16 protein-coding genes are annotated in these 20628 nt (G+C 70.0%); 10 read left to right on the plus strand and 6 right to left on the minus strand.

Annotation, left to right across the window (positions count from 1 at the left end):
* Positions 1–202: 202 nt before the first annotated feature.
* From NMN56_RS37015 to NMN56_RS37030, 4 genes are all read right to left on the minus strand, one after another.
* The gene (locus tag NMN56_RS37015; RefSeq protein WP_274047247.1) at positions 203–796 is read right to left on the minus strand and encodes a GOLPH3/VPS74 family protein; all 594 of its coding nucleotides are present in this window, start codon (positions 794–796) and stop codon (positions 203–205) included.
* A 342-nt stretch (positions 797–1138) separates the two neighbouring features.
* Positions 1139–1726, minus strand: a complete 588-nt coding sequence (locus NMN56_RS37020; protein WP_274047237.1) for a hypothetical protein — start codon at positions 1724–1726, stop codon at positions 1139–1141.
* A gap of 286 nt (positions 1727–2012) precedes the next feature.
* Entirely contained in the window at positions 2013–3059 is a 1047-nt protein-coding gene (locus NMN56_RS37025; protein ID WP_274047236.1) for a transporter substrate-binding domain-containing protein, read from the minus strand.
* 38 nt (positions 3060–3097) lie between these two features.
* A complete protein-coding gene (locus NMN56_RS37030) occupies positions 3098–4411 on the minus strand; it encodes a hypothetical protein (RefSeq protein ID WP_274047235.1) in 1314 nt (437 codons plus the stop codon).
* Positions 4412–4634: 223 nt separating this feature from the next.
* On the opposite strand from NMN56_RS37030, the gene NMN56_RS37035 reads away from it, so the two are divergent.
* From NMN56_RS37035 to NMN56_RS37050, 4 genes are all read left to right on the plus strand, one after another.
* The gene (locus NMN56_RS37035) at positions 4635–5579 is read left to right on the plus strand and encodes a glycine betaine ABC transporter substrate-binding protein (RefSeq protein WP_274047234.1); all 945 of its coding nucleotides are present in this window, start codon (positions 4635–4637) and stop codon (positions 5577–5579) included.
* A gap of 590 nt (positions 5580–6169) precedes the next feature.
* Positions 6170–6982: an AfsR/SARP family transcriptional regulator gene (locus tag NMN56_RS37040; protein ID WP_274047233.1), complete on the plus strand. Its 813-nt coding sequence runs from the start codon at positions 6170–6172 to the stop codon at positions 6980–6982.
* 2 nt (positions 6983–6984) lie between these two features.
* Complete coding sequence (locus tag NMN56_RS37045; protein WP_274047232.1) at positions 6985–7746, plus strand: thioesterase II family protein; 762 nt, start codon at positions 6985–6987, stop codon at positions 7744–7746.
* An 80-nt stretch (positions 7747–7826) separates the two neighbouring features.
* Complete coding sequence (locus NMN56_RS37050) at positions 7827–8540, plus strand: 4'-phosphopantetheinyl transferase family protein (RefSeq protein ID WP_274047231.1); 714 nt, start codon at positions 7827–7829, stop codon at positions 8538–8540.
* Here NMN56_RS37050 and NMN56_RS37055 read toward each other — a convergent pair.
* On the minus strand, positions 8477–11221 hold the full coding sequence (locus NMN56_RS37055) for an AAA family ATPase (RefSeq protein WP_274047229.1): 2745 nt from the start codon (positions 11219–11221) through the stop codon (positions 8477–8479). The genes NMN56_RS37050 and NMN56_RS37055 overlap by 64 nt on opposite strands.
* Before the next feature lie 226 nt (positions 11222–11447).
* Here NMN56_RS37055 and NMN56_RS37060 point away from each other — a divergent pair, with 226 nt between their 5' ends.
* From NMN56_RS37060 to NMN56_RS37085, 6 genes are all read left to right on the plus strand, one after another.
* Complete coding sequence (locus NMN56_RS37060) at positions 11448–14525, plus strand: allene oxide cyclase barrel-like domain-containing protein (RefSeq protein ID WP_274047228.1); 3078 nt, start codon at positions 11448–11450, stop codon at positions 14523–14525.
* 34 nt (positions 14526–14559) lie between these two features.
* The gene (locus NMN56_RS37065; RefSeq protein ID WP_274047227.1) at positions 14560–15609 is read left to right on the plus strand and encodes a 3-oxoacyl-ACP synthase III family protein; all 1050 of its coding nucleotides are present in this window, start codon (positions 14560–14562) and stop codon (positions 15607–15609) included.
* On the plus strand, positions 15606–17531 hold the full coding sequence (locus NMN56_RS37070) for an HAD-IIIC family phosphatase (RefSeq protein WP_274047225.1): 1926 nt from the start codon (positions 15606–15608) through the stop codon (positions 17529–17531). The genes NMN56_RS37065 and NMN56_RS37070 overlap by 4 nt, the downstream gene beginning before the upstream one ends.
* A gap of 160 nt (positions 17532–17691) precedes the next feature.
* A complete protein-coding gene (locus NMN56_RS37075; RefSeq protein WP_274047224.1) occupies positions 17692–17919 on the plus strand; it encodes a phosphopantetheine-binding protein in 228 nt (75 codons plus the stop codon).
* Positions 17916–18707 (plus strand): 2-oxo acid dehydrogenase subunit E2, encoded by a 792-nt coding sequence (locus NMN56_RS37080; protein WP_274047223.1) that lies wholly within the window; start codon positions 17916–17918, stop codon positions 18705–18707. Before NMN56_RS37075 ends, NMN56_RS37080 begins: the two co-directional genes overlap by 4 nt.
* Before the next feature lie 17 nt (positions 18708–18724).
* Entirely contained in the window at positions 18725–19849 is a 1125-nt protein-coding gene (locus NMN56_RS37085) for an alpha/beta fold hydrolase (protein ID WP_274047221.1), read from the plus strand.
* Between the two features lie 78 nt (positions 19850–19927).
* Here the strand turns inward: NMN56_RS37085 and NMN56_RS37090 are convergent, their stop codons facing one another.
* Positions 19928–20584, minus strand: a complete 657-nt coding sequence (locus tag NMN56_RS37090; RefSeq protein ID WP_274047219.1) for a TetR/AcrR family transcriptional regulator — start codon at positions 20582–20584, stop codon at positions 19928–19930.
* Positions 20585–20628: the final 44 nt, after the last annotated feature.

A 20628-nucleotide genomic window follows, 5' to 3' on the forward strand; every position in this document is an offset into this window, starting at 1 on the left:
TGCTCGGTGAGGTGTGTGAGGGCGGGTTTCGCAGTGAGGACTGTTGCGGGTATGCCGTTGGGGTCGAGCGGGGCTGCCAGGTGGAGCTTGGGACGCGCCAAGCCCACCGGGCAGATCTGGTTGGCGCGCTCTATGGACAGAGCCCAGGTGGCAGCCACAGTGACGGTCTGGTCGTCGGACTCGACCCCGCGCCGGGCTCGACTCACGGTCCGCGCCAGACGTTGGCGAAGGCCGCCTTCTCGATGGACCGCCTCTGGCGCACGGCCTCCAGCTCCATCACCGCGTCCTGGACAACGGCCACCACGGTCGTCACCACTTCGTCTTCGAGACCGGGCTCCTCCTCGGGCCGTTCACCGTCGATACCGACGACCGAGGCGAGGGCGGCCAGGACGGGCTCTTCCTTCCAGCGGTCGGTTGCCCGGCGGTGTGCGGTATCGGCCGGCTCCAGGCGCTCCGGGCCGAAGGGCAACCGGCCACTGCGCTTCCGCGTCAGCTCGCCGTCCTCCTCCAGGGCGGCCTGATACGCGGCCGAGAGGTCCCGGCCCCGGCGCCAGAGCCAGTCCTCGATCCGTTCATAGGGTGCCTGCCGGGTGAGCCCCGCCGCGGCCTCGCCCATGAGCCGATCGTCCGGCACCAGCGCTCCACCCGGCACGATGCGGTCGCCGTCCACGGCGACAGCCCCCGCACCGATGAGATCGAGCAGCTCGGCTCCCGCGAGTGCGAGCGACAAGTCACCCTGTCCCACGGACTGCTGCGGGTCCATGGCGATGATGAACAGGTCCCTCGCCGTGGTCATGGTGGTCATGAACGACTCCCCTCAAAGACATCGACAAAGGGGCACGCCCCTACCGGACCGGCCCACGTCCGAGGCTGGCCCCGCGGCGGGGCGGCTGTCACGATCAGTATCGCCCCGCCCGTGCCGTGGAAGCCTTCGCAGGAGGGCGGGTGTTCCGGCGACATCACAACAGCGGGCCCTCGCCGTGCTGGAGTGGGTGGTGTGCGGCCTGCTGTCCGGCGCCGCCGCAGTGGCGGTGTTGTCGCAGCCGGCCAGAACGGCGGCTGCGGCGGTGCGTGAGGCGAAGCCGAGGATCAGGGTGCGAGCCTTGCGTGGTTGCGCTGGTCGGGCATGAACGGCTTGTCAGTCTCCGAGGTTTTCCGGCGGCGTCGTCGCGGTCACTGCGGCGGGAAGGCGCCCGGTGAGTATCTGCCGGCGCGGCAGCGACAGCCCGAAGTGCTCCTGTAGGACCTGCAGCGTGATCAGCACCTCGTCCCCGTGCGATGCGGTGTCGAAGAAGCCGGCCTCTTCCAGGGCGGGGATCAGGAACTCCGTACCGTCGTCCGGGCGTTCGCCGATGTTGAACCACCCGACTGTCGCACCGTCGCGGTAGTACCAGACCTCCTTGGGCGGGTCGTCGGGCTTCGGCGTGAGGTGCAGCACTTCGACCCCGCCCGCTGACATCGGCGGGTGGGCCCACCATGCTTTGGACGACCAGCCTTGCTCGACCGCGAAGGACCAGCCTGCGCATTCCCCGAAACGGGCTATCCGCGCCGGGCCCTCCCGGCCGGTCAGGGACTCCGCCTCGTCCATGGTGATCGGGTCGAGGACGCCTGTCGGACCGGCGCCGAGCCGCACGGCGAGATCGTACGGGCTCAAGCCTCGGGCGAACGTGACGAACAGGTTCGGGCTGTACCAGACATCGGGCAGCCACAGGATGCCGTCAGACACTCGCTCTCCTTCTGTGTGCGTGAGGGCGCAGCTGGGGCAGGAACAGCTGCGAACCCGCTACGACGAAGCCATCGCATGCCCCGTCCCCCGAGACTCTCAACTCTCCGTTGCTGCTTGGCAGATCGACCGCATCGGATGTCGTGTCCGCACGGACTTTCACCGGCAGCCTCTGGCGTGGTCCGCCCACCACGCCCGCCGAACTTACGGAACAGTCATCGGACGTCTGGGAGACCGTCCCAAAGACCCGGGCTGAGGCGCGGTGGTCTCCGCCAGTGCCGTCATGACCTCAGCCGTACTGCGGAGCCGGGGGCTTGGCCGGGCCCAGCCATGCCTTCAGCCACCGGTCGTAGCTCTTCTGCCAGGCGCCCTCGCCGGCCTTCTCCAGGGTGCCGTTGACCACCCGCAGCAGGTCGTCCGTCCCGTGCTTGACGGCGACGCCGTAGGAGTCCTTGCCGATCTGCGGCCCGACCAGCCGAGCGCCGTCCTCCTGGGCAGCCAGGCCCGCGGCGAGCCCGCTGTCGGTCAGGACCGCGTCCACCCGGGAAAGCTGCAGCAGCATCAGGCAGTCCAGGACGCTGGGCCGTCCCCGCATCCATGCGCCGTACTTCTTCTGGCCCTCGCCACTCAGCAGCTCGTAACCGCTGGAGCCGTAGGCGGTGCACACCGTCTTGCCCTTCAGGGTGCGGTTGAAGCCAGTGATGTCGGAGTAGTCGGGGACCAGGACTCGCTGCCCGGTCTCGAAGTAGGGGCTGGAGAAGTCCACGGCCGGTTCCTCCGGGGTGCCCTTGAGCGCCCGACAGGTGATCGGCATGGCCTGCACCAGCACATCCACCTCGTCGTGTTCCAATGCCTGTTGGCGGCGGTCGACCGGGACGGTGAGGAACTCCACCGCCTCGCGGTCGCCGAGCAGGGAGTCGGCCAGCTGCTTGACCAGGTCGATGTCGAAGCCCACCAGCTTGCCCTTGGCGTTGCGGTGGCTCCACAGGTTGCTGTTCTGTGCCACCCCGGCGATCAGTTTGCCCCGGTCCTTGATCTTCTTGACGGCCGCTCCGTTCTGGCTGCCGCTCTTCGGGTCCGGGCTCACCTTGGTGTTGCAGTCACCTCCGGCGGACGTCGGCTGCCGTGGGCCCTGCTCCGGCGCCCCCGCCTGCGCCCCGGACCGCGCTCCCGCCGTCGGCGCCTGCGGCGATGCGGCGCAGCTGACCGTGGACACCGTCACCAGCGTGACGGCGGCCAGCCATACCGCGGCCCGCCCCCCGGCCACACGGCGCCGGTCGCGCTGCGGCACGGCATCCCGTGCCGAACCGCCGGACCCAGCACCTGGGTTCCCCACTACTGTCCCCTCCCTCATCCCGCCACGGCCCCCAGCGGTCACCGGTACTCCGACAGCCGCTTGCCGACGCCCAGGAATACGCCGGCCACGCCGAGCAGGCACAGCACCGAGCCACCGACGGGCAGTCCGGTGAGCGCGCCGCGCCCGCTCTCGGCCTGCTCCTGGAACTGCTTCTGCTCGTGGTCCACCGCAGCGGCCAACTTGCGGTCCATGGTGGCGAAGCTGCGCTCGGTGGTGTTCTTGACGGTCTTGCCGTCGGCCTTCCCGCCGATGGTGCGGGCCAGCGCTGCCTCGTAGTCGCCCCCGTCGTCCTGCTTCCGGGCCTGGTTGTGCAGCTTCTTCCAGTTCTTCAGCTCCGCCCAGGCATCCGCCACCAGCCCCCGCCCGGCCTTGTCCTCGGCCTGCCGCTCGGAGCGCTGCATCAGCCGCTGCCCCTTGTCCTTGTCGTCCATCGCACTTGCCCAGTAGTCGAACTCCTGGGAATAGGCGGCACCCTCCCCGCGCGCCACCAGGGCCATGTTCTCGTTCCCGCGGGCCTTCAGGCCGGCGATCCGGGACTGGGTCAGCAACTGCACCGAGGCCGAGCCATGGGTGTCGGAGTTCTCCAGCGAGGAGCGGGTCATGGCATGGCCTGCCGTCAGCCAGACCAATGAGACGAGCACCGCCCCGGCTGCTGCCACCAGACCCAGGTTGAGCAGCCGGTTGGTGGCCAGGTAGAGCCGGTAGGAGCAGAAACCGATCACCATCAGGACGAGCAGCCCGGCGCCGTAGGCCGCCCAGGGCGGCTCGGTGGCGTCGGCGCGGATCGCGGCCATCCGCCGCGTCTCCGCGTGGTACATGTCCTCGGCCGCCGGGAGCATGGTGGAGCGCATCTGCTCCGAGGCGTACCGCAGATAGGAGTTGCCGACCGGCTTGTTCTCCCGGTCGGCGGAGCGCGCCGCCTCCACCAGGGCGGTGTAGCCGGGCAGTTCCTTGTTCAGGATGGTGATCTGCCGCTGCGCGGCGAAGGAGTCCCCCGTGCGGGCCGCCGCCTTGGAGAGCAGCCGGGAGGCGGTACGGATGTTCGCCTCGTAGGCGACGCGGTCCGCGTGGGACTTCTCGCTGCTCCGCAGGAAGCCCACCGCCGCCGTGGCGTCCGCGTCCGCCAACGAGCGGTAGATCTCCGCCGCGTCCGCGCTCAGCGGCGCGGACTGCTCCGCCACATTCCCGGCCGCCGTCTGGCGCTCGTACACCGACGTGGCCAAAAGTGCTCCGAAGAGCACTGTCACCAGCGTCATGATCAGCGTCGCCAGCCGCAACCGGGCCGGTGGGGAACCCGTCCCGACGATCCCCAGTACTACGGAGGCCGCCACCCGCGCCCTCCCTCGCCGCCGTTCCGGAACAGCCTGCGCGGCCACCCCCATCGGTGCGGACACGTGCATGGACGCATCCGGTCCGAATGCGCCCCCCGTTTTTGTCGGCGTCACCACACCGGCCCTTCCCCTTGCCGTTCGACAGTTCCCGCCTGACTCCCCGCAGCGGCACCGCTGCCGGGAACACTAGTGCGCCCATCCTGAACGGCACTAGGCTGACGGCATGTCCACCGGGGGAAACGGCGCACACACGTGGGATCGACGCAGGTTCTTGGGAACCCTGGCCGCAGGGGCGCTGGCGCCCGCCGCCCTGTCCGCCTGCGGTACCGACCGGGAACCGGGCCGGACGAAGACCGCGGCGAAGAAGGACCGGGGGACCATCACCATCGGCTATGTGGCCTGGGACGAGGACATCGCGGTCACCGAGCTGTGGAAGCAACTGCTGGAGTCCAAGGGCTACCGGGTCAAAGCCGTACAGAAGAACGCCGTTCCCGACCTGTTCCGCGAGGTGGCCGAAGGCCGGTTCGACGTCTTCATGGACGCCTGGCTGCCGAGCGTCCACACCGAGCAATGGGCGCGGTACGGCGGCTCGATGGTGGACCTCGGCCCCTGGTACGAGCCCGGCGATCTGGGCCTGGCCGTGCCCGACTACGTGGATGAGGTTGACTCCCTGGTCGATCTGCCGGAGCACGCCGACCTCTTCAACGGGACGATCGTCGGCATAGAGCCCACCGCGGGGCTGACCAGAACCGTCAACAAGTCGGTGATCCCGGAGTACGGCCTGGCCGGCAGGTACCGTCAGAAGGCCAAGAACACCGGCACGATGCTGCAGGCCCTGGACACCGCCTACGCCGCGAAGCGCCCCGTCCTGGTGGGCATGTGGCGCCCCCACTGGGCGTTCTCCAAGTACGACATCCGCTACCTCGACGACCCCGCCGATGCCTTTGGCGACCCCGACAAGCTCCACACACTCGTCTCCCGGAAGTTCCACGACCGACGCGACAACGAAGCCCTGGAGTGGCTGCGGAACTTCCGGGTGACCCCGGACCAGCTACAGGGCCTGGAGGCCGCGATCCAGCAGGCCGGTGGCGCGGAGCACAAAACCGCCACGGTGGAGTCCTGGATCGGCGACAACCAACCCCTGGTCAAACAGTGGCTCCCGATCTGACCCGATCCGGGTGAGCCGGACGGGGCCCTTTATCAGCGCCGGGATGGACGACGCGGCCTTCGATCGCATGCCACCGCGGCGTTACGCGCGGGGGCCTCGTCAGCGCGGTTCCCACGCGATGGGCCGAGACGACAATTCCCTGATGGCGCAGCTGGGGCTCCAGGCCAAGGACCGGGCGGACGGCTTCGGGCGAACATCGGCCGGACGGTCCAGCGAAGAGAGGGAGAGCCTCGGCACGTAGTCGCCTTCAGGCCCCGGTCCCCGCCCCCCGGCGACACAACAGCGGCGGCAGCGGTCGTCCGGACGAAGGCGCGGAGACAAGCCCTCGATGAGCGGGGGCGGTTGACGTCACCGCGGCGCAGAGGGACAGCAGCCGTCTCACGCCCGCCTCCGACGCCGTATCGAGGCAGGCCGGGCCTCGCCCTGCCGGTGCGTGCGGGCCCCGCGCCACGGCGGACAGCGTGGCGCGGGGCCCTTGCGCGGCCCGTCCGAGCCGCGCCTCCTGTGTCAGGGGGAGTTTCGGCCATTTAGGATCGCGTACGTAATTTCCCTGATGCGCATCAGTCGGTCGTGGCATGAGAGTCGTCACGTTGGAACGCGAGCAAGTTCCCGAATCGCCCGAGGTGTCGATGCGTTACGAAATGCTGGGCCCCCTGCAGGTGCGCAGAGGGCACGAGAGTCATTCGCTCAGCGCCCCCAAAACCGAGATCACGCTGGCTTCCTTGCTCATAGGGGCAGGCCGGGTAACCACCAAAGAGCAGCTAATCGCGGACATATGGGGCTCGCACCCCCCTCGGCGGCCGGCCGCCGCCATGCATGTGTACATATCACAGCTACGTAAATTCCTTGTGTCGGCGGGTGATCGAGAGGGGCGGGCCATTTCCACCAAGTCTTCCGGCTACCTTTTCCACCTCAACGGCGCAGAATACGACGTGGCGGAGTTCCGTACGGCAATGCGCAATGGTCGGGAGCACCAGCAAGCGGGCCGCTACGAGGAAGCGTTGGAATGTTTCGACCGGGCACACTCGCTGAACCGCGGGCCGGTACTGGACGGTCTCGCGGAGGGCCAGGTTCTGAGTTCGTTCGCCGCGTGGGCCGAGGAAGAGCACCTGGAGTGCCTGGAGTTGTCCGTCGACGCGCACACCGCGCTCGGCCGACACCGCGAAGTGCTCAGTCTGCTCAATGGGCTGATCGCGCAATATCCGCTGAGGGAGACCTTCTACCGGCAGCTGATGCTGGTGCTCTACCGCTCCGAGCGACAGGCCGAGGCACTCCAGGTGTACCGGTCGGCGCAACGGGTGCTCAGGGCCGAACTGGGGCTGGAGCCCTGCCGTTCGCTGCGCCGGGTGCATCACGCGATCCTCACCTCTGACCGGACCCTCGACCTCCCGGTGGCGAGCTGACCATGACCGGACAAGAGACGGAACCGCGGGAGAGGTGGCTGCGGAACTTCCACCCGAATCCGGCAGCCGCCACCGAACTCATCTGCTTCCCTCACGCGGGTGGAGCCGCCGGTTACTGGTATGGGCTGTCGGCCGCTGTGGGCCCGGGCATCGCCGTGTCCTCAGTGCAGTACCCCGGACGGCAGGACCGCCGCCACGAGGCACCCGTCAGCGATCTGCATCTGCTGGCCGACAGGATCACCGAGGCGCTGGCGGGCGGAAGTGACCGGCCGCTGGCGTTCTTCGGGCACAGCATGGGTGCCTCGCTCGCCTACGAGGTGGCCGCGCGACTGGAGCGGACGTCAGGCGGAGGGCCGTCGGCCCTCTTCGTCTCAGGGCGCCGCGCCCCGTCCCGGCGCCGCGCGGAGGCCCGGTTCCTCGGCGACGACCGGGCGTTGATCGACAAGGTGAAGTCACTGGGAGGCACAGGATCGGATGTGCTGGAGGATCCCGAGATCGTGGACATGATCCTCCCGGCGCTGCGTGGGGACTACGGCGCGCTGGCCGCGTACCGGGACACCTCCGGCGTGCCGCTGAACTGTCCCGTAGTGGCACTGGCGGGCGCCGAGGACACCGAAGCGTCCGTCGAGGACGTCCGCGCCTGGCGGCATCACACCACGGGCAGCTTCCGGCTGCATGTCTTCCGCGGGGGGCACTTCTTCGTGACCGATCACCTGTCCGCTGTGGCCGAGCTGGTGGCCGGCCTGCTGCCCGCGCCCGCATGACCGGCACAGCGGTGGGAAGCGACAGGTTCGGGGCTCCGGCACGTCCTGGCGATGCCCAGGCAGGCAGGCAAGCACGTCTCATGATGCGGAAGTTGCTGCCCGGGTGGGTGACGGTGGCCGAGGTCCACGGGGACCCGCCGGAGGCCCGACTGCTGCCGGAAGAGGAACCCACCGTGGCTCTGGCGGGGACCTCCCGGCGCCGGGAGTACACGACCGTACGGCATTGCGCGAGGACGGCGCTGCGAGAACTCGGCGTCCCTTACGAGCCGTTGGTGCCCGGAGAGAGAGGTGCGCCGCGCTGGCCGGAGGGGGTGGTCGGCAGCATGACGCACTGCCCCGGCTACCGGGCCGCCGCGACCGCCCACGGTCGGGATCTGGCGGCACTCGGCATCGACGCCGAGCCCGCCAAGCCGCTGTGGACCGGCATGCTGCCGGTGATCTCGCTGCCCACCGAGCAGCGGAGGCTTCTCGCGCTCGGGGCTGCGTACCCCGACGTGCCGTGGGACCGGCTGTTGTTCAGCGCCAAGGAGGCCGTCTACAAGGCATGGTTCCCTCTGACCCGCAGATTTCTGGATTTCTCCATGGCCGACATCACCTTCGACGCCGAACACAGGGAGTTCGAGGCCGGGCTGCTGACGCCGGGCCCCCGAGTCGGTGGCGTGGAGGTGCGGAGCTTCAGCGGACGCTGGGCCGCCGACGACGATTTGCTCATCACAGCTGCCTTCGTCCCTCAGTTCGACCGGGCCATCAGCCGGACCAGCCCCGACCGGGAGCTGACCCCCAACTTTCCGTAGATGCGGGAGAGATGTACGTCTATGGTGCGCGGGCTGACCCGTAGCTGCTGGGCGATGTCCTTCGTCTTCAGCCCTCTTCCCGCCAGACCGGCTACCTCGCGCTCACGCTGGGTCAGTTCGGTGAGCGCGTCCTCCTCGCCCCGGCCCGCCGGCTGCTCGGGTGCTCGGGCCAGTTCCCGGGCCCTGGTGCCGGCGGGGGTTTCGCCTCCGAGCAGTTCCTCGGCCTCCTCGTAGCAGCGCGTGGCCTCCGCGATGAGCTGTCTGCAGCGCAGCACGTGACCGTGTGCCAGCAGTGCGTGGCCACGCTGCTCGGGCAGATCACCGGCCGCCGCCGCGGCGACGGCGCGTTCCGCCCACTGCTCGGTGCGGGCGTCGTCCGGCCCCCGGTCCGCCGAAGCCGCGGCGAGCAGTTCATAGCCACGGGCCGCCAGCACCGCCACCGGCTCGGAGACCCGCCAGGCGCTGTCGCCTTCCGGCAGCAGCAGCGCCAGGGCGGCTTCGGCGTCGCCGCGTGCGAGGGCTGCCTCGGCGTAGAGCAGGGCGTCCAGCGACGTCCTGGGGGGTCTGTCCTCGTCGGGCAGGCGCGGGGAGTGCTGCTCACGAGGCGGCTCTCCCGACCGCCCGAGTTGCGACCACGCAGCCGCGCTCACCGCCTCCGCCAGCCCGACATGATCCGCGCGGCCCAACGCGAAGGCGGCGGTGCGTGCCTCGTCCACCGCGGTCAGGGCCTCCGCCATCTGCCCCGACTGGTAGTGCGTGTAGCCGAGGGTGTTCAGCAGCGGGGGCAGCAAGTGGGCGTCACCGCGTTCGCGGACCGTGGCCAGCGCCCGTTCCGCGTGGGCGCGTGCGGGTCCGTAGCGCCCGATCAACGCCTCGGCCCAGCTGAGTACCAGCAGATGACCCGGCAGGTGCTGCGCTGCCGCGCCCCCGGCCGTGAACCCGTCCAACGCCTGCGCCGAAGCGTCCAGCACGCCCTCGGCCAGACGGATGTCGACATCGGTGTCCATGACGGCGCACAGTCCGCGCAGCGCCAGCGCACCGGCGGCGGTCAGCGGGTCGGAGTGCCCGGTGTCCACCACGAGCATCTCGATGTCCGCGCGGGCGAGGGCCGCCCCGGCGAGCACTTTGGTGAGCTGCTGCTGCACCTGTAGCAGCCTCCTCGTACTGGTCGCTCTGCTGTGATCGGCGGGCAGTTCGGCCGTGAGCAGGGCCTGGGCCTCTTCGCCGTGACCGAGCGAAGCGGACACGGTGGCCAGGAACGCGACCGTGTCGGCACGGGTGCCGTCACCGGCGCCTGACGGGCCGGCGAGGATCTCGTTGCCCAGCGCCTGTATGCAGCGCACCTCCCCTTCGGCTGCCAGGCCCTGTACCACCGGCCGCCACAGCCCCGGCCCCACGGACTCCAGGCTGTCGAGGGCGCCCACCGCACGCTGCAGCCGAAGGGCGTAGGCCAGCCAGCGCGCCGCGTCGACGGGACGGCCCGCGTGCAACGCCGTCCGGGCGGCGGAGGCGAGCACGGCGGCGTCGGACGGCTCGATTCCGGCACAGGAGCGTTCGATGTGCGGCGCGAGTTCTGTGGGCAGCGCACCCGTACTGCTCAGATGGGCCAGTGCCCTGCGGTGGGCGCCGATCTGCCAGGAGGCGTCGGTGTCCCCGTACACGCAGTGCCTCAGCAGCTCGTGACGGAAGCCCAGCCTGCGCCACCCGTCCGGGACCGTGCGGATCAGATCCCTGCGCTTGAGGTCGTCGAGTATCCGGGACGTCTCCTGGTGGTCGGTTTCGGCCACTTCGGCGACGGCGGTCACATCGAAGGTGTTTCCGAGCACGGCGGCGGCGCGCAGGATCGTTCTGGTGCGCTCGCCCAGCGAGGTGGTCTCGGCGAGCAGGCGGGCGCCCGGGCCGCTGCGGGCGAGGGTTTCGGGGAGTTCGGCCGGGGACTTCGCTCCTGCCTCGGCCAGAGCGGTGAGGTAGAGAGGGTTCCCCTCGGCCTGTTCGTGGAGCCGGGCGAGGCCGGAGCTGTCGGGGGCCCGGCCGAGGAGTGCCGCGCTCTGCCGGAGCGTCAGCGGGCCCAGTTCCACGGTGCGGACGGTTCCCGACTCGACGCCGTGCTGGACAGCCGCGCGCAGCGCCACGGGCGACTGCCGCGGACGGTGCGCCATGACCACGGACAGCCTTCCCCCCGTGGGGTGGCCCACCAGCATGTCGAGCAGTTCGACGGAGCAGGGGTCGGCCCAGTGGAAATCATCGAGCAGGAGCAGCAGTCCGCCGGAGGCAGCGGGCAGGCACTCGGCCAGAGACTTACGGAATTCCGTGAACAGAGAGACAGCGTCCGGTATTTGAGAATCCGAGGCAGTGCCGGTGGTCAGGGTACGGATCAATGCCGCCGCGCCCGGCACGGTCGTACCGGAGTCGCTGTCCCGCCAGTTCGTGAACGCCGCGATGAACGGATGGAACGGCACATGACGGAAGGCTTCCGAGCCGAGTCCGCGCAGTACGCACTTCCCCTCCCCTGTGGCCTCCCGGGCCAGTTCCGTCAGTAAACGCGTCTTTCCGGCGCCGGGGCCTCCGGCCAGCTCCGCTGCGACACGCGCCCCCGTGCCCGCGGCCCCAACCAAAGACACCAGTCGACTCAACTCCCCGCTTCGGAGCGGTACTTGTCCGGAGATCTCAGTGGCGGCCATGTTTGCGGGTCCCCTTCCCCACTCCCTGCCCCGAGGTAGCGCCTGCCGTCGAAGAGAAGGCACACACACAACAGGCGCTGAATGTGATAGTGCAAGCGATTTTGTCAGAACTGGCTTCGTCAGCGGTAGGACGCCCGTCACCACATGCGAACAAAGCACTGGTTAAGGGCGGCTTTAGAAGGACGGCCGAACCTGGCACTTCATCAATTGACCGAGGAGTTTCCCCGTGCCCACTATCCGGGATACAAGCACCCACCCCATCGCGTGGTCCCTACCCGTCGGGGACCGCATCGATGTGCTGGTAGATCTCGCGAAGGGCGAACTCATCGTACGGCAGACGGACTTGGAGATCGAGAACGCCGGTGGGGACCTGCGACTCACACGGGAACACCGCGGTCACTCCCGGGCCACCGTCGGTTTCGGTCCGGGCTGGCACCTCTCCCACGGCGTGGGCCGGGCGACGCCTCCCCCTGGCGACGGTGAGCCGTTGACCGTCACCGACCCGCAGGGCCGGGTCATCACGCTGCTCCGCGACCGGCGAGGACTGGTCACCGAGATCGTGGACCCGCTGGGAAGCACCGCAGCGGCGTTCGGCTACGACGGGGCCGCCCGTTTGGTGGCGCACACGGACGCGTCAGGCCGCCTCACCGCGTTCGACTGGGACGCGCAGGGCAGGCTCTCGCGCCTCACCGACCCGGCCGGCGGTGCCGTTTCCCTCACGTACACGACAGGCGCGCCCGAGGGCAGGCCGACCGTGGCGGCCGTCGAGTGGAGCGGCGACGGCGCGGCCGGAAGGACCGCGTTCACGTACGGCCCAGGGACCGGCACCGTCACCGACGCGTCCGGCCGCTCCACCGTGCTCCGCTTCGACGCACAGGACCGACTCGTCTCGGTGACCGATCCGGCCGCCAACGTGTGGCGCAGAACCTGGGACGACCGGGGTCTGTGCACGGCCGTCACCGACGCGGACGGACACACCACCACGTACGAGTACGACATGGCCGGCAGGCCGGTGGGACTGCGGCTGCCCACCTCCGCGCACTCGACCGTCGACTACGCGGACCACCGCAATCCCCTGGTGCCCACCGCTCTGCGTGACCCGCTGGGCAACGAACTGCTGCTGTCGTACGACTCGGCGGGGCGGCTGGTCCGTGTCGGCGCCCCGTCCCGGGAGCGCCCGCTGGACACCCGCGCGTACGACCCCTCGCACGGCTCTCTGGCCAGTTTCACCGACGGGAACGGCGACACCACCTACTTCGACCGCGACGACGCGGGGCATCTGATCGGCGTGACCCCGCCCCGGCCGCTCGGGCCCATGGTCTACCACCGGGACGGGTTGTCCCGGATCACCGCGGTGACCAGCGGCAACGGTACCCGCACCGGATACCGGCGCGACCCAGCCGGGAGGCTCACCGAAGTCACCGACGAAACCGCGGGGAGGGTCCTGCTCACCCTGGCCCACGATCCGCTGGGGCGGGTGGTCCACAAGGCGGGCGAGGGGTGGTCGTACGACTACACGTGGATCCGCACGGGCGGCGGCAGCCGACTGGCGGCGGCCGTACGGACCGAGGGCGGCGCCACGGAGGAGGTCCGGTACACGTACACCCCCACAGGAGAGCTGACCTCGCTGACGACCGAGGGCGGCACTGTCGGGTACACCTACGACGCGGCCGGCCGGCCCACGTCGGTGACCGGACCTTCGGGACGCATCGCGTACCTGTCCCACGACGCCTCGGGGCGCCTGACCCGGGTGGACTGCGGCCAGGCGACCCAAGAAATCCGCTACGACGCCTCAGGCCGCCGGGTGTCCCTGACGGTGCACGGCCCTGAAGGCGAGGAGTCGCTCCGGGCCACGTACGAGTACCGCTCGGAAACCGGAGCGGACGGCGACGTCCTGCGTGCGGCGGAAGTGCACGGCGAGACCGTGGAGTTCTCCTACGACGGGCTGAAGCGGCTGCGACGCGCTGGGGAGACGGAGTACGCGTACGACGACGCCCACCATCTCGTACGGCTGGGCGACATCCGCTTCACGCTCAACTCCGCCGGCCAGGTCGTGCGGTTCGGCGAGACGGAGTTCACCTACGACGGTGCGGGCGACTTCACCGAAGAGGTCAATCCGACCGGCGCGTTCACCTACAGCGCCACCCATCAGACACTGACCGGCGTGTTCGGCGGACAGCCGGTCGTGTCAGCCGACTACGACGAGTTGGGGCAGGAGAGGCCCCGCCGCATCACCGAGACCGCGCTCGACGGCCGCCGCGTCACCCACGTGCTCACCCACTCCGAACTGGGCGTGGTGCGGGTCGCCGACGACGGCTCACCCACGGACTTCGTTCGCACTCCGGCCGGGACGCTCCTGGCCGTCCTCACTCCGGAGGGGCGGCACTACTGGGCGGTGACCGATCAGCAGGGCTCCGTGCTGGCGCTGCTCGACGAGGACGGGCACATTGCCGCGCGCTACCGCTACACGCCGCACGGCGCGGTGACGGCCTCGGGCGACGCCGCGGCTGCCAACCCGTTCCGCTACCGCGGCGCGTACCAGCTCCTGCGCAGCGCGCATGTCCTGGATCACCATCTGTACAACGGGTTCTGGGGCCGGTTCACACAGCCCGACCCGACCCGGCGGCAGTACGCGCCCTACACCTTCTCCGACAACGACCCCGTCAACAGCGGCACATGGACGCGGCACGACTTCTGGTCGGCGCTGGTGGGCCCACCGGAGACAGCCGTCGCGACCTTCTTCCCCGAACCCCCCGAGTGGACGGCGCCACCGACACCCGGGATCTCCACGGGCCCCGGCGTCGCCCCCGACCGGACACCCCTGATCGCCGGCGGCCTCCGGCCCACTCACCGCACAGCATCCGACAGTTCACCGTTACCCAGAGAGGACACACACCTGATGCCGAAGCAGATCGTGGTCAAGGTACCCAAGGAGATCGTGACGAAGGTCGTCGACGACGTGGAGGTCTCCGACCCGAAGGTGGGTCAGAGCGGAACGTTCGACGATGAACTGCACGACGAGAACGGAAAGCTGATCGGCACCTCGCACGGCTTCTTCCGGATCGAGTACGTACGGCCGGGCGACGGCGGGCTGATGTCCTACTACACCGAGGACATCACCCTTGATGACGGCACACTGCACGCCGAAGGCTGGGCGGACTTCAACGACGTCCGTACCAGCGTGTGGGTCTACTACCCGCTGACCGGCACCAGCGGCCGGTACGAGGGCCTGAGCGGGTTCCGCAAGTGGCGGATGACCGGTGTCCGCGCGTCGGCCGAGTCCCGGCTCCTGCTCTGCGACTGACCGGTGCGCACGCACTGGCGAGGAAGGGGCGTTCATGCCCGGTCCTGACGTACACATCCTGTCAGCGGCCTCCGCCCTCCCCGGGCCTGCCGTGGACAATGCCGCCCTGGCCAGGCGCTTCGGCATGGACGCGCTCTGGGAGCAGTGGGTCGATGTCTTCATCGGAACCAAGACCCGGCATCTCGCGGTGGATCTGGAGTCCGGTGAGATCCGCTCCTCGCTCACCGACCTGGCCGAGGAGGCGGGCGGCAAGGCACTCGCCGCTGCCGGGCTCGGGCCCAAGGACGTGGACGCTGTCGTGCTGGGCACCGCCACTCCGGACCGGCTGATGCCTGCCACGGTCAACATGGTGGCGGACCGGCTCGGCATCGACGGGGTGCGCACCTTCCAGCTCCAGTCGGGCTGTTCGGGCGCGGTACAGGCGCTGGACGTCGCGCGTCAGATCGTGCTCAGCGGCAACGGCCGCAGGGTTCTGGTGCTCGGTGGCGACGTGATCGCGCGCTTCTACGACCTGACCGTCGATCTGCGGAAGGCCGCCCCCGCTGAGCTGGTGAGCTTCGTGCTGTTCGGGGACGCCGCCGGGGCGGCGGTGGTCTCCGCCGACCCCGCGCCCGGCTCCGCCGTGGTCCGGTCGCTGTTCACCCGCCTGGTGGGACGGGGCCGGGAGCCGGGCGCGGTACTTGAGTGGTTCGGCCCGGTCGACCGGCACGCGGACCGTCCGGCGGCGACCGAGGACTACAAGGCGATCGAGGCACACGTGCCCCCCATGACCGAGGAGGTGCTCCACGAACTGCTGGACGCTACCGGCTGGAAGGAGACCGACGTCGATCTGCTGTTGCCGCCCCAGCTCTCCGGCCGGATGACCCGTCTGATCACCGAGCGGCTGGCGCTGCCGGGCGCGCTCGACATCAGCTGTGTCGACGACGCGGGGAACTGCGGCAACGCCATCGTCTTCCTGCAGATCGAGCGCGCCCTCGCCACCCTGGAGGCGGAGCAGCGGGCGGTGGGCATCTCCATCGAGTCCAGTAAATGGATCAAGGCCGGGTTCGCGCTGGAGGGCGCGGGAAGGAAGGCGGCGCCGTGACGAACGCACCGCCCACCGTCGCGCCCGGTGAGGGCACAGAGGAACTCGCCGCGCTGCTCCGGGAAGGCACCCTGGCAGCCGAGTATCCCCGGGTCGGACGGCTGCTCGCGGGGCTGTCCGACGACGCACTGGGGCGGGCGGGCCGGCTGCTGGCCAGACTCGATCCCGGGGAAGTGCTCGCCGCCCACCCGGACACACCCGCCCCGGTGATAGCGGTCACCGGCCACGGCACCCTCTCCGCGCTGGTGCCCGCGCTCACGGCGGAACTGGCCCGGCACGGTCTGCTGGCCCGCGTCCATCTCTCGGACTTCGACGGCTGGGTGCTCGACCTGGCGGACCCCGGGAGCGCGCTGTACGCGGCGCGCCCCTCGGTCACCCTGTGTGTACTGGATCCGGCGGTGGTGGCGGACGAACTGCCGTTGCCGTGGCGGGTGGCGGACGTGGAGCGCGTTCTTGAGGAGAAGCTGGCCCTCGCCGAGCGGCTCGTCGGCACCTTCGTCCGTACGGCTCCCGGCGGCACCCTGGTCCTCAACACGCTGCCGCTGCCCCGCGAATTGACCGGACAACTGGTGGACCTCAAGGCCAGGGCACAGCTCGGCGCGGTGTGGCGGGAGGCGAATGCCCGGCTGCTGCGGTTGTCGCTGGACGTCCCCGAGGCCCTGGTCATCGATCTCGATCCGCTGCTGGCCGAGGGCGGACCCGCCAGGGATGTACGGCAGAGCGTCTACGCCAAGGCACATCTGTCCGACGGTCTGCTCTCGGCGTACGCCCGCGAGGCTGGACATCTGGCCCGGCGGTCCGCGGGCGGCACGAAGAAGGTGCTGGCGCTGGACCTGGACGAGACCGTCTGGGGCGGAGTGCTCGGCGAGGTCGGCCCCGAGGGCATCGCCACCGAGGGCAGTTACCGGGGTGAAGCATTCCAGCGCTTCCAGCGGGTGGCGAAACAGCTGAGTTCACAGGGCGTGCTGCTCACCGCGGTCAGCAAGAACGACAGGGAAACGGTGGTGAAGACGCTGCGCGAGCATCCCGGACTGGCGCTCCGGGAGGCGGACTTCGTCCATATACGCGCCAACTGGCGGCCCAAGCACAGCAACCTCGCCGAGCAGGCCGGTGACCTCAATCTCTCCCCCGACAGCTTCGTCTTCGTCGATGACAGCCCCTTCGAGTGCGGTCTGGTACGGCGCGAACTCCCGGGGACAGCGGTCGTACAGGTCGGCTCGGAGCCGGCGCTCCATGTCGAGCGGCTGCTGCGGGACGGCTGGTTCGACGTACGGGAGCTCACGGACGACGATCTGGTGCGCCCTCGGCGCTACCGCGAGGACCATGCCCGGCAGGAATTCCTGCACACCTTCGACTCGCTGGACAGTTACCTGCGCGAGCTGGACATCACGGTGCGTCTCGCACCGGCCGGCCCACAGGAGCTGGCCCGCGTCTCCCAGCTCTCCCTGCGCACCAACCAGTTCAATCTGACCGGACAGCGCCTCCAGCCCGCCGAGACGCACGCGCTCGCCGAGGACCCGGCGGCACTGGTGCTCGCGGTCGTGTCGGCCGACAGATTCGGCGACAACGGGCTGGTCGGCGCTGTCCTGCTGCACCGGGAAGGGAAGGTGCTGCACATCGACAACTTCCTGCTCAGCTGCCGCGTCTTCGGGCGCGGGATCGAACAGGCGGTGATCGCCGCGGTGTTGGGCCACGCCGGGGAGAGCGGGGCCGAGGAGGTGCGGGCCGAATATCGGCGCACCGCCAAGAACGGCAAGGTCGCCGGGTTCTACCCGCGGGCCGGATTCGAGGTGGTGGCCGAGGACGCGTCCCACGCCGCTTTCCGGCACATGCTGGGCCCCCTCCCCCGCCCCGTCGGTCACATCCGTCTGACCGCGTGCTTCGAGAGGGCCCTCCACGATGCTCCCCAGCCGTCCGCGTGAGCCGCCCCGGAGGGGGCGAACGCCGCGCCCGCAGAGCCGTGCCCGGGGGTGGTGACGGGGCGGCCGGGCCTCGTGACCGACGGCGCAGGATCACGCCTGGCTTCGCCAGGTCCCGGAACCACCTCACTCCCAGACCGCCTTCGACCGTAAGGACAACCCCGTGAAGAACGTCGAGGACTTCGTCGCGCTGCTGCGTGACGAGCTCGCCCTCCCTCTCACCGCCGCGGACCTCGACCGTGGTCTGGACACCGTGGAAGCCTGGGACTCGGTGCACATGCTGGCGCTGTGCACTCTCCTGGAGCGCGAGACCGGACGCCCGATGCCGCTCTCCGAGGTGCTGGAAGCCCCGAATCTGGAAGCGGTCTACCGGTTGGCCGTCGCGTCGTGAGCACGCGGCCCGCCGCACCGCCGTCCACGTCGGCACCGGTCCCCAGGGAACGCCGTCACACGCTGTTCTTTCTGGAGGTCATCAGGGACTTCTCCCCGGTCTTCCTGGACACCGAGGTCGACATGACCCAGGTGCTCGCCCATCAGAAGGCAGCCCGGGAGGCCGAAGGGACGCGTTACGCGATGACCGCGTACGTACTCCGTGCCGCCGGGCGGGTGCTGGCCGGGCACCCCGACGCCAACGCCGCTGTGCAGGGCAGCCGACGGCCGCGGATCGCGCACTATCCGTACGTGAACGGGAAGCTGACGCTGGACCGGACGCTCGGAGGCCGGCGTGTGGTGCTCGGTACGGTCATACCCGACCTCCACATCGCAGAACTCAGCGACATCCAGCGGCATCTGGAACGGGTCAGGGACGGCGACCCGCAGGAGCTGCCGGAATTCGCGGCCGTACGGGCGCTGCACCGGGCACCCTGGGCACGCGGCCGGGCCAGGTTCCGCAAGGCGGCCAGGTCACTCGCGCTGCGTCCACATCTGACCGGCACCTTCGCCGTCACCTCACTGGGGCACCGGGCCGTCGACTCCTTCCACTCAGTGGGCGGTACGACCACGACCTTCGGAGTCGGGCGGATCACGGACCGGGCCGTGGCCCGGGACGGGAGGCCGGCGGTGGCGCCGGTGCTGCGGCTGAGCCTCTCTTTCGACCACCGTGTGATCGACGGGGCAGAGGCCGCTGACGTACTGACCGAAGTGAAGGAAGCGCTGGAGGACGTCCACCAGGACCAGTAGGCGCGAAAGGGGAGACGATGAACGATCTCGCGGAACTCAAGAACTTCGTCGTGGCACACGCCCGATCGCAGGCGCTGCGACCCGATCACTACGACCCGCTGCTGGCCCGTATCCGGAACGACGAGGACGGCACCGCCGGATCGTGGGTGCGGGAGTGGAGCGACGAGGCGGCCCGGCTGGCGGACCAGGGCAAGCCGCTGGAGGCCGGAGCCCACTACAACATGGCGCGCTTCCCGTTCGTCGACGGCCCGGCGCGGCAGCGGGCGCTGGACCGGTGCATCGCGGCGTTCGACAGCTGGCGTACGTCGTTCCCGGCCGTCGAACGGCTCGACGTGGAGCTGCCCGGAGGCCGGGTCCGCTGCTGGACGGCCGGGCTGGACCCGGCCGCCCCCAGGCCGCTGCTGGTGATGACGGGGGGCATCGTCTCCATCAAGGAGCAGTGGGCGCCCGTTCTGCCACAGCTCGCCGAACTGGGGTTCGCCGGCGTCGTCACCGAGATGCCCGGCGTCGGCGAGAACTCGATGGTGTACGGGCCGGACAGCTCACGGATGCTGTCGGCGGTGCTCGACGCGGTCGGGAACCGCGCGGACACCGCGCGCTGCTACGCGCTGGCGCTCAGCTTCAGCGGGCATCTGGCACTGCGCTGCGCGCTGGAGGACGACCGGATCAAGGGAGTGGTCAGCGCCGGCGCACCGCTGCACCACTTCTTCACCGACAGTGACTGGCAGCGGCGCGTGCCCCGGGTCACCACCGACACCCTGGCCCACATCACCCGCACCGGACCGGACACGGTCTACGGCCTCATTCGGGACTGGGCACTGTCCGGGAAGGAACTGGCGGCACTGCGCATACCGGTGGCCCATGTGACCAGCCTGCGTGATGAGATCATTCCGCCCGGTGATGCGCGGCTGCTGCGCGAGCGGGTACGCGGGGTGCGGCTGCTGACCCATGACGACGTGCACGGCTCGCCGTCGCACTTCGCGCAGACCAGGCTGTGGACCCTGTTGTCCGTGCTGCGCATGAGGGGTGGCCACGCGGACCAACGGGCGGCACTGAACAGGGAGTTCGCCCGCCTGCGGTACCGGCCCGAAGGGGCGCGCGAGGCACATGCGAAGGGAATCCACGCGGCGGCCGGCACGTGAACGAGCGGGGGCGCTGACCGGCGGCGCCGGGGGTGTGGCGTGCTCGCCGCCCACTGCTCCTCTCCCGCCGTCTTCCCGTCAGCGCATGCGGAAGGCCCGCAGGAAAGTGTCCACGCCGTCCGCCACGACCTTGTCGACCTCCGTCTGACCCAGGGAACGGGTGCCGTACGCGCTCATCCGGGGCAACTCGTCGTAGACGAGGGCGATGAACTGGTGGGCGGCGCGCACCGGATCCTTGAGGGACAGAAGCCCGGCGTTGGCCAGCCGGGCGAGGCGGCCGGCCAAAGCCTCGATGAACTGGTCGGGGCCGCTCGCCTGTACCGCGTCGAACAGGTCCGGGAACCGGACGACTTCCGCGTACAGCAGTCGGCGCACCGCCTCGGACTGCTCGTCGCGGTAGCAGTCGACCAGCTTGCGGGCGACCGCCTCCAGGCTCGTGCGCAGGTCGGCGGGGCCGGTCGGGAAGAACTCCAGGGCCTCCAGCGCCTTGCCGTTGTCCCTGGCCGCCATCTCGGTCATGACGTGGCGGAAGAGGTTCTCCTTCGAGCCGAGGTGGTTGTAGATCGTGGGCTTGGCGACCCCCGCCTCGGCCGCGATCGCGTCCACGCTCGCCTGCGCGTAGCCGACCTGCGAGAAGACACGGAGCGCCGCCTCCACGATCGCCCGCCGCTTGTCCAGTCGGCCCCGTTCTGCCGAGGGAGTTCCACTTCGCTTCGCGGGATCGCCAGCAATCATGCCGCCATGCTACCGTCCCAGCAACGGAATTGAACTACCTAGTT

Origin of the sequence: Streptomyces iconiensis (assembly GCF_028657195.3) — a bacterium.
In the GTDB taxonomy this organism is placed as follows: Bacteria; Actinomycetota; Actinomycetes; order Streptomycetales; family Streptomycetaceae; genus Streptomyces; species Streptomyces iconiensis.

Excerpts from the sequence above, each read along its gene's own strand:
- NMN56_RS37065 (WP_274047227.1), top strand. The coding sequence starts at position 14,560 with ATGCCCGGTCCTGACGTACACATCCTGTCAGCGGCCTCCGCCCTCCCC.
- NMN56_RS37045 (WP_274047232.1), top strand. The coding sequence starts at position 6,985 with ATGACCGGACAAGAGACGGAACCGCGGGAGAGGTGGCTGCGGAACTTC.
- NMN56_RS37085 (WP_274047221.1), top strand. The coding sequence starts at position 18,725 with ATGAACGATCTCGCGGAACTCAAGAACTTCGTCGTGGCACACGCCCGA.
- NMN56_RS37055 (WP_274047229.1), bottom strand. The coding sequence starts at position 11,221 with ATGGCCGCCACTGAGATCTCCGGACAAGTACCGCTCCGAAGCGGGGAG.
- NMN56_RS37050 (WP_274047231.1), top strand. The coding sequence starts at position 7,827 with ATGATGCGGAAGTTGCTGCCCGGGTGGGTGACGGTGGCCGAGGTCCAC.
- NMN56_RS37035 (WP_274047234.1), top strand. The coding sequence starts at position 4,635 with ATGTCCACCGGGGGAAACGGCGCACACACGTGGGATCGACGCAGGTTC.
- NMN56_RS37090 (WP_274047219.1), bottom strand. The coding sequence starts at position 20,584 with ATGATTGCTGGCGATCCCGCGAAGCGAAGTGGAACTCCCTCGGCAGAA.
- NMN56_RS37015 (WP_274047247.1), bottom strand. The coding sequence starts at position 796 with ATGACCACGGCGAGGGACCTGTTCATCATCGCCATGGACCCGCAGCAG.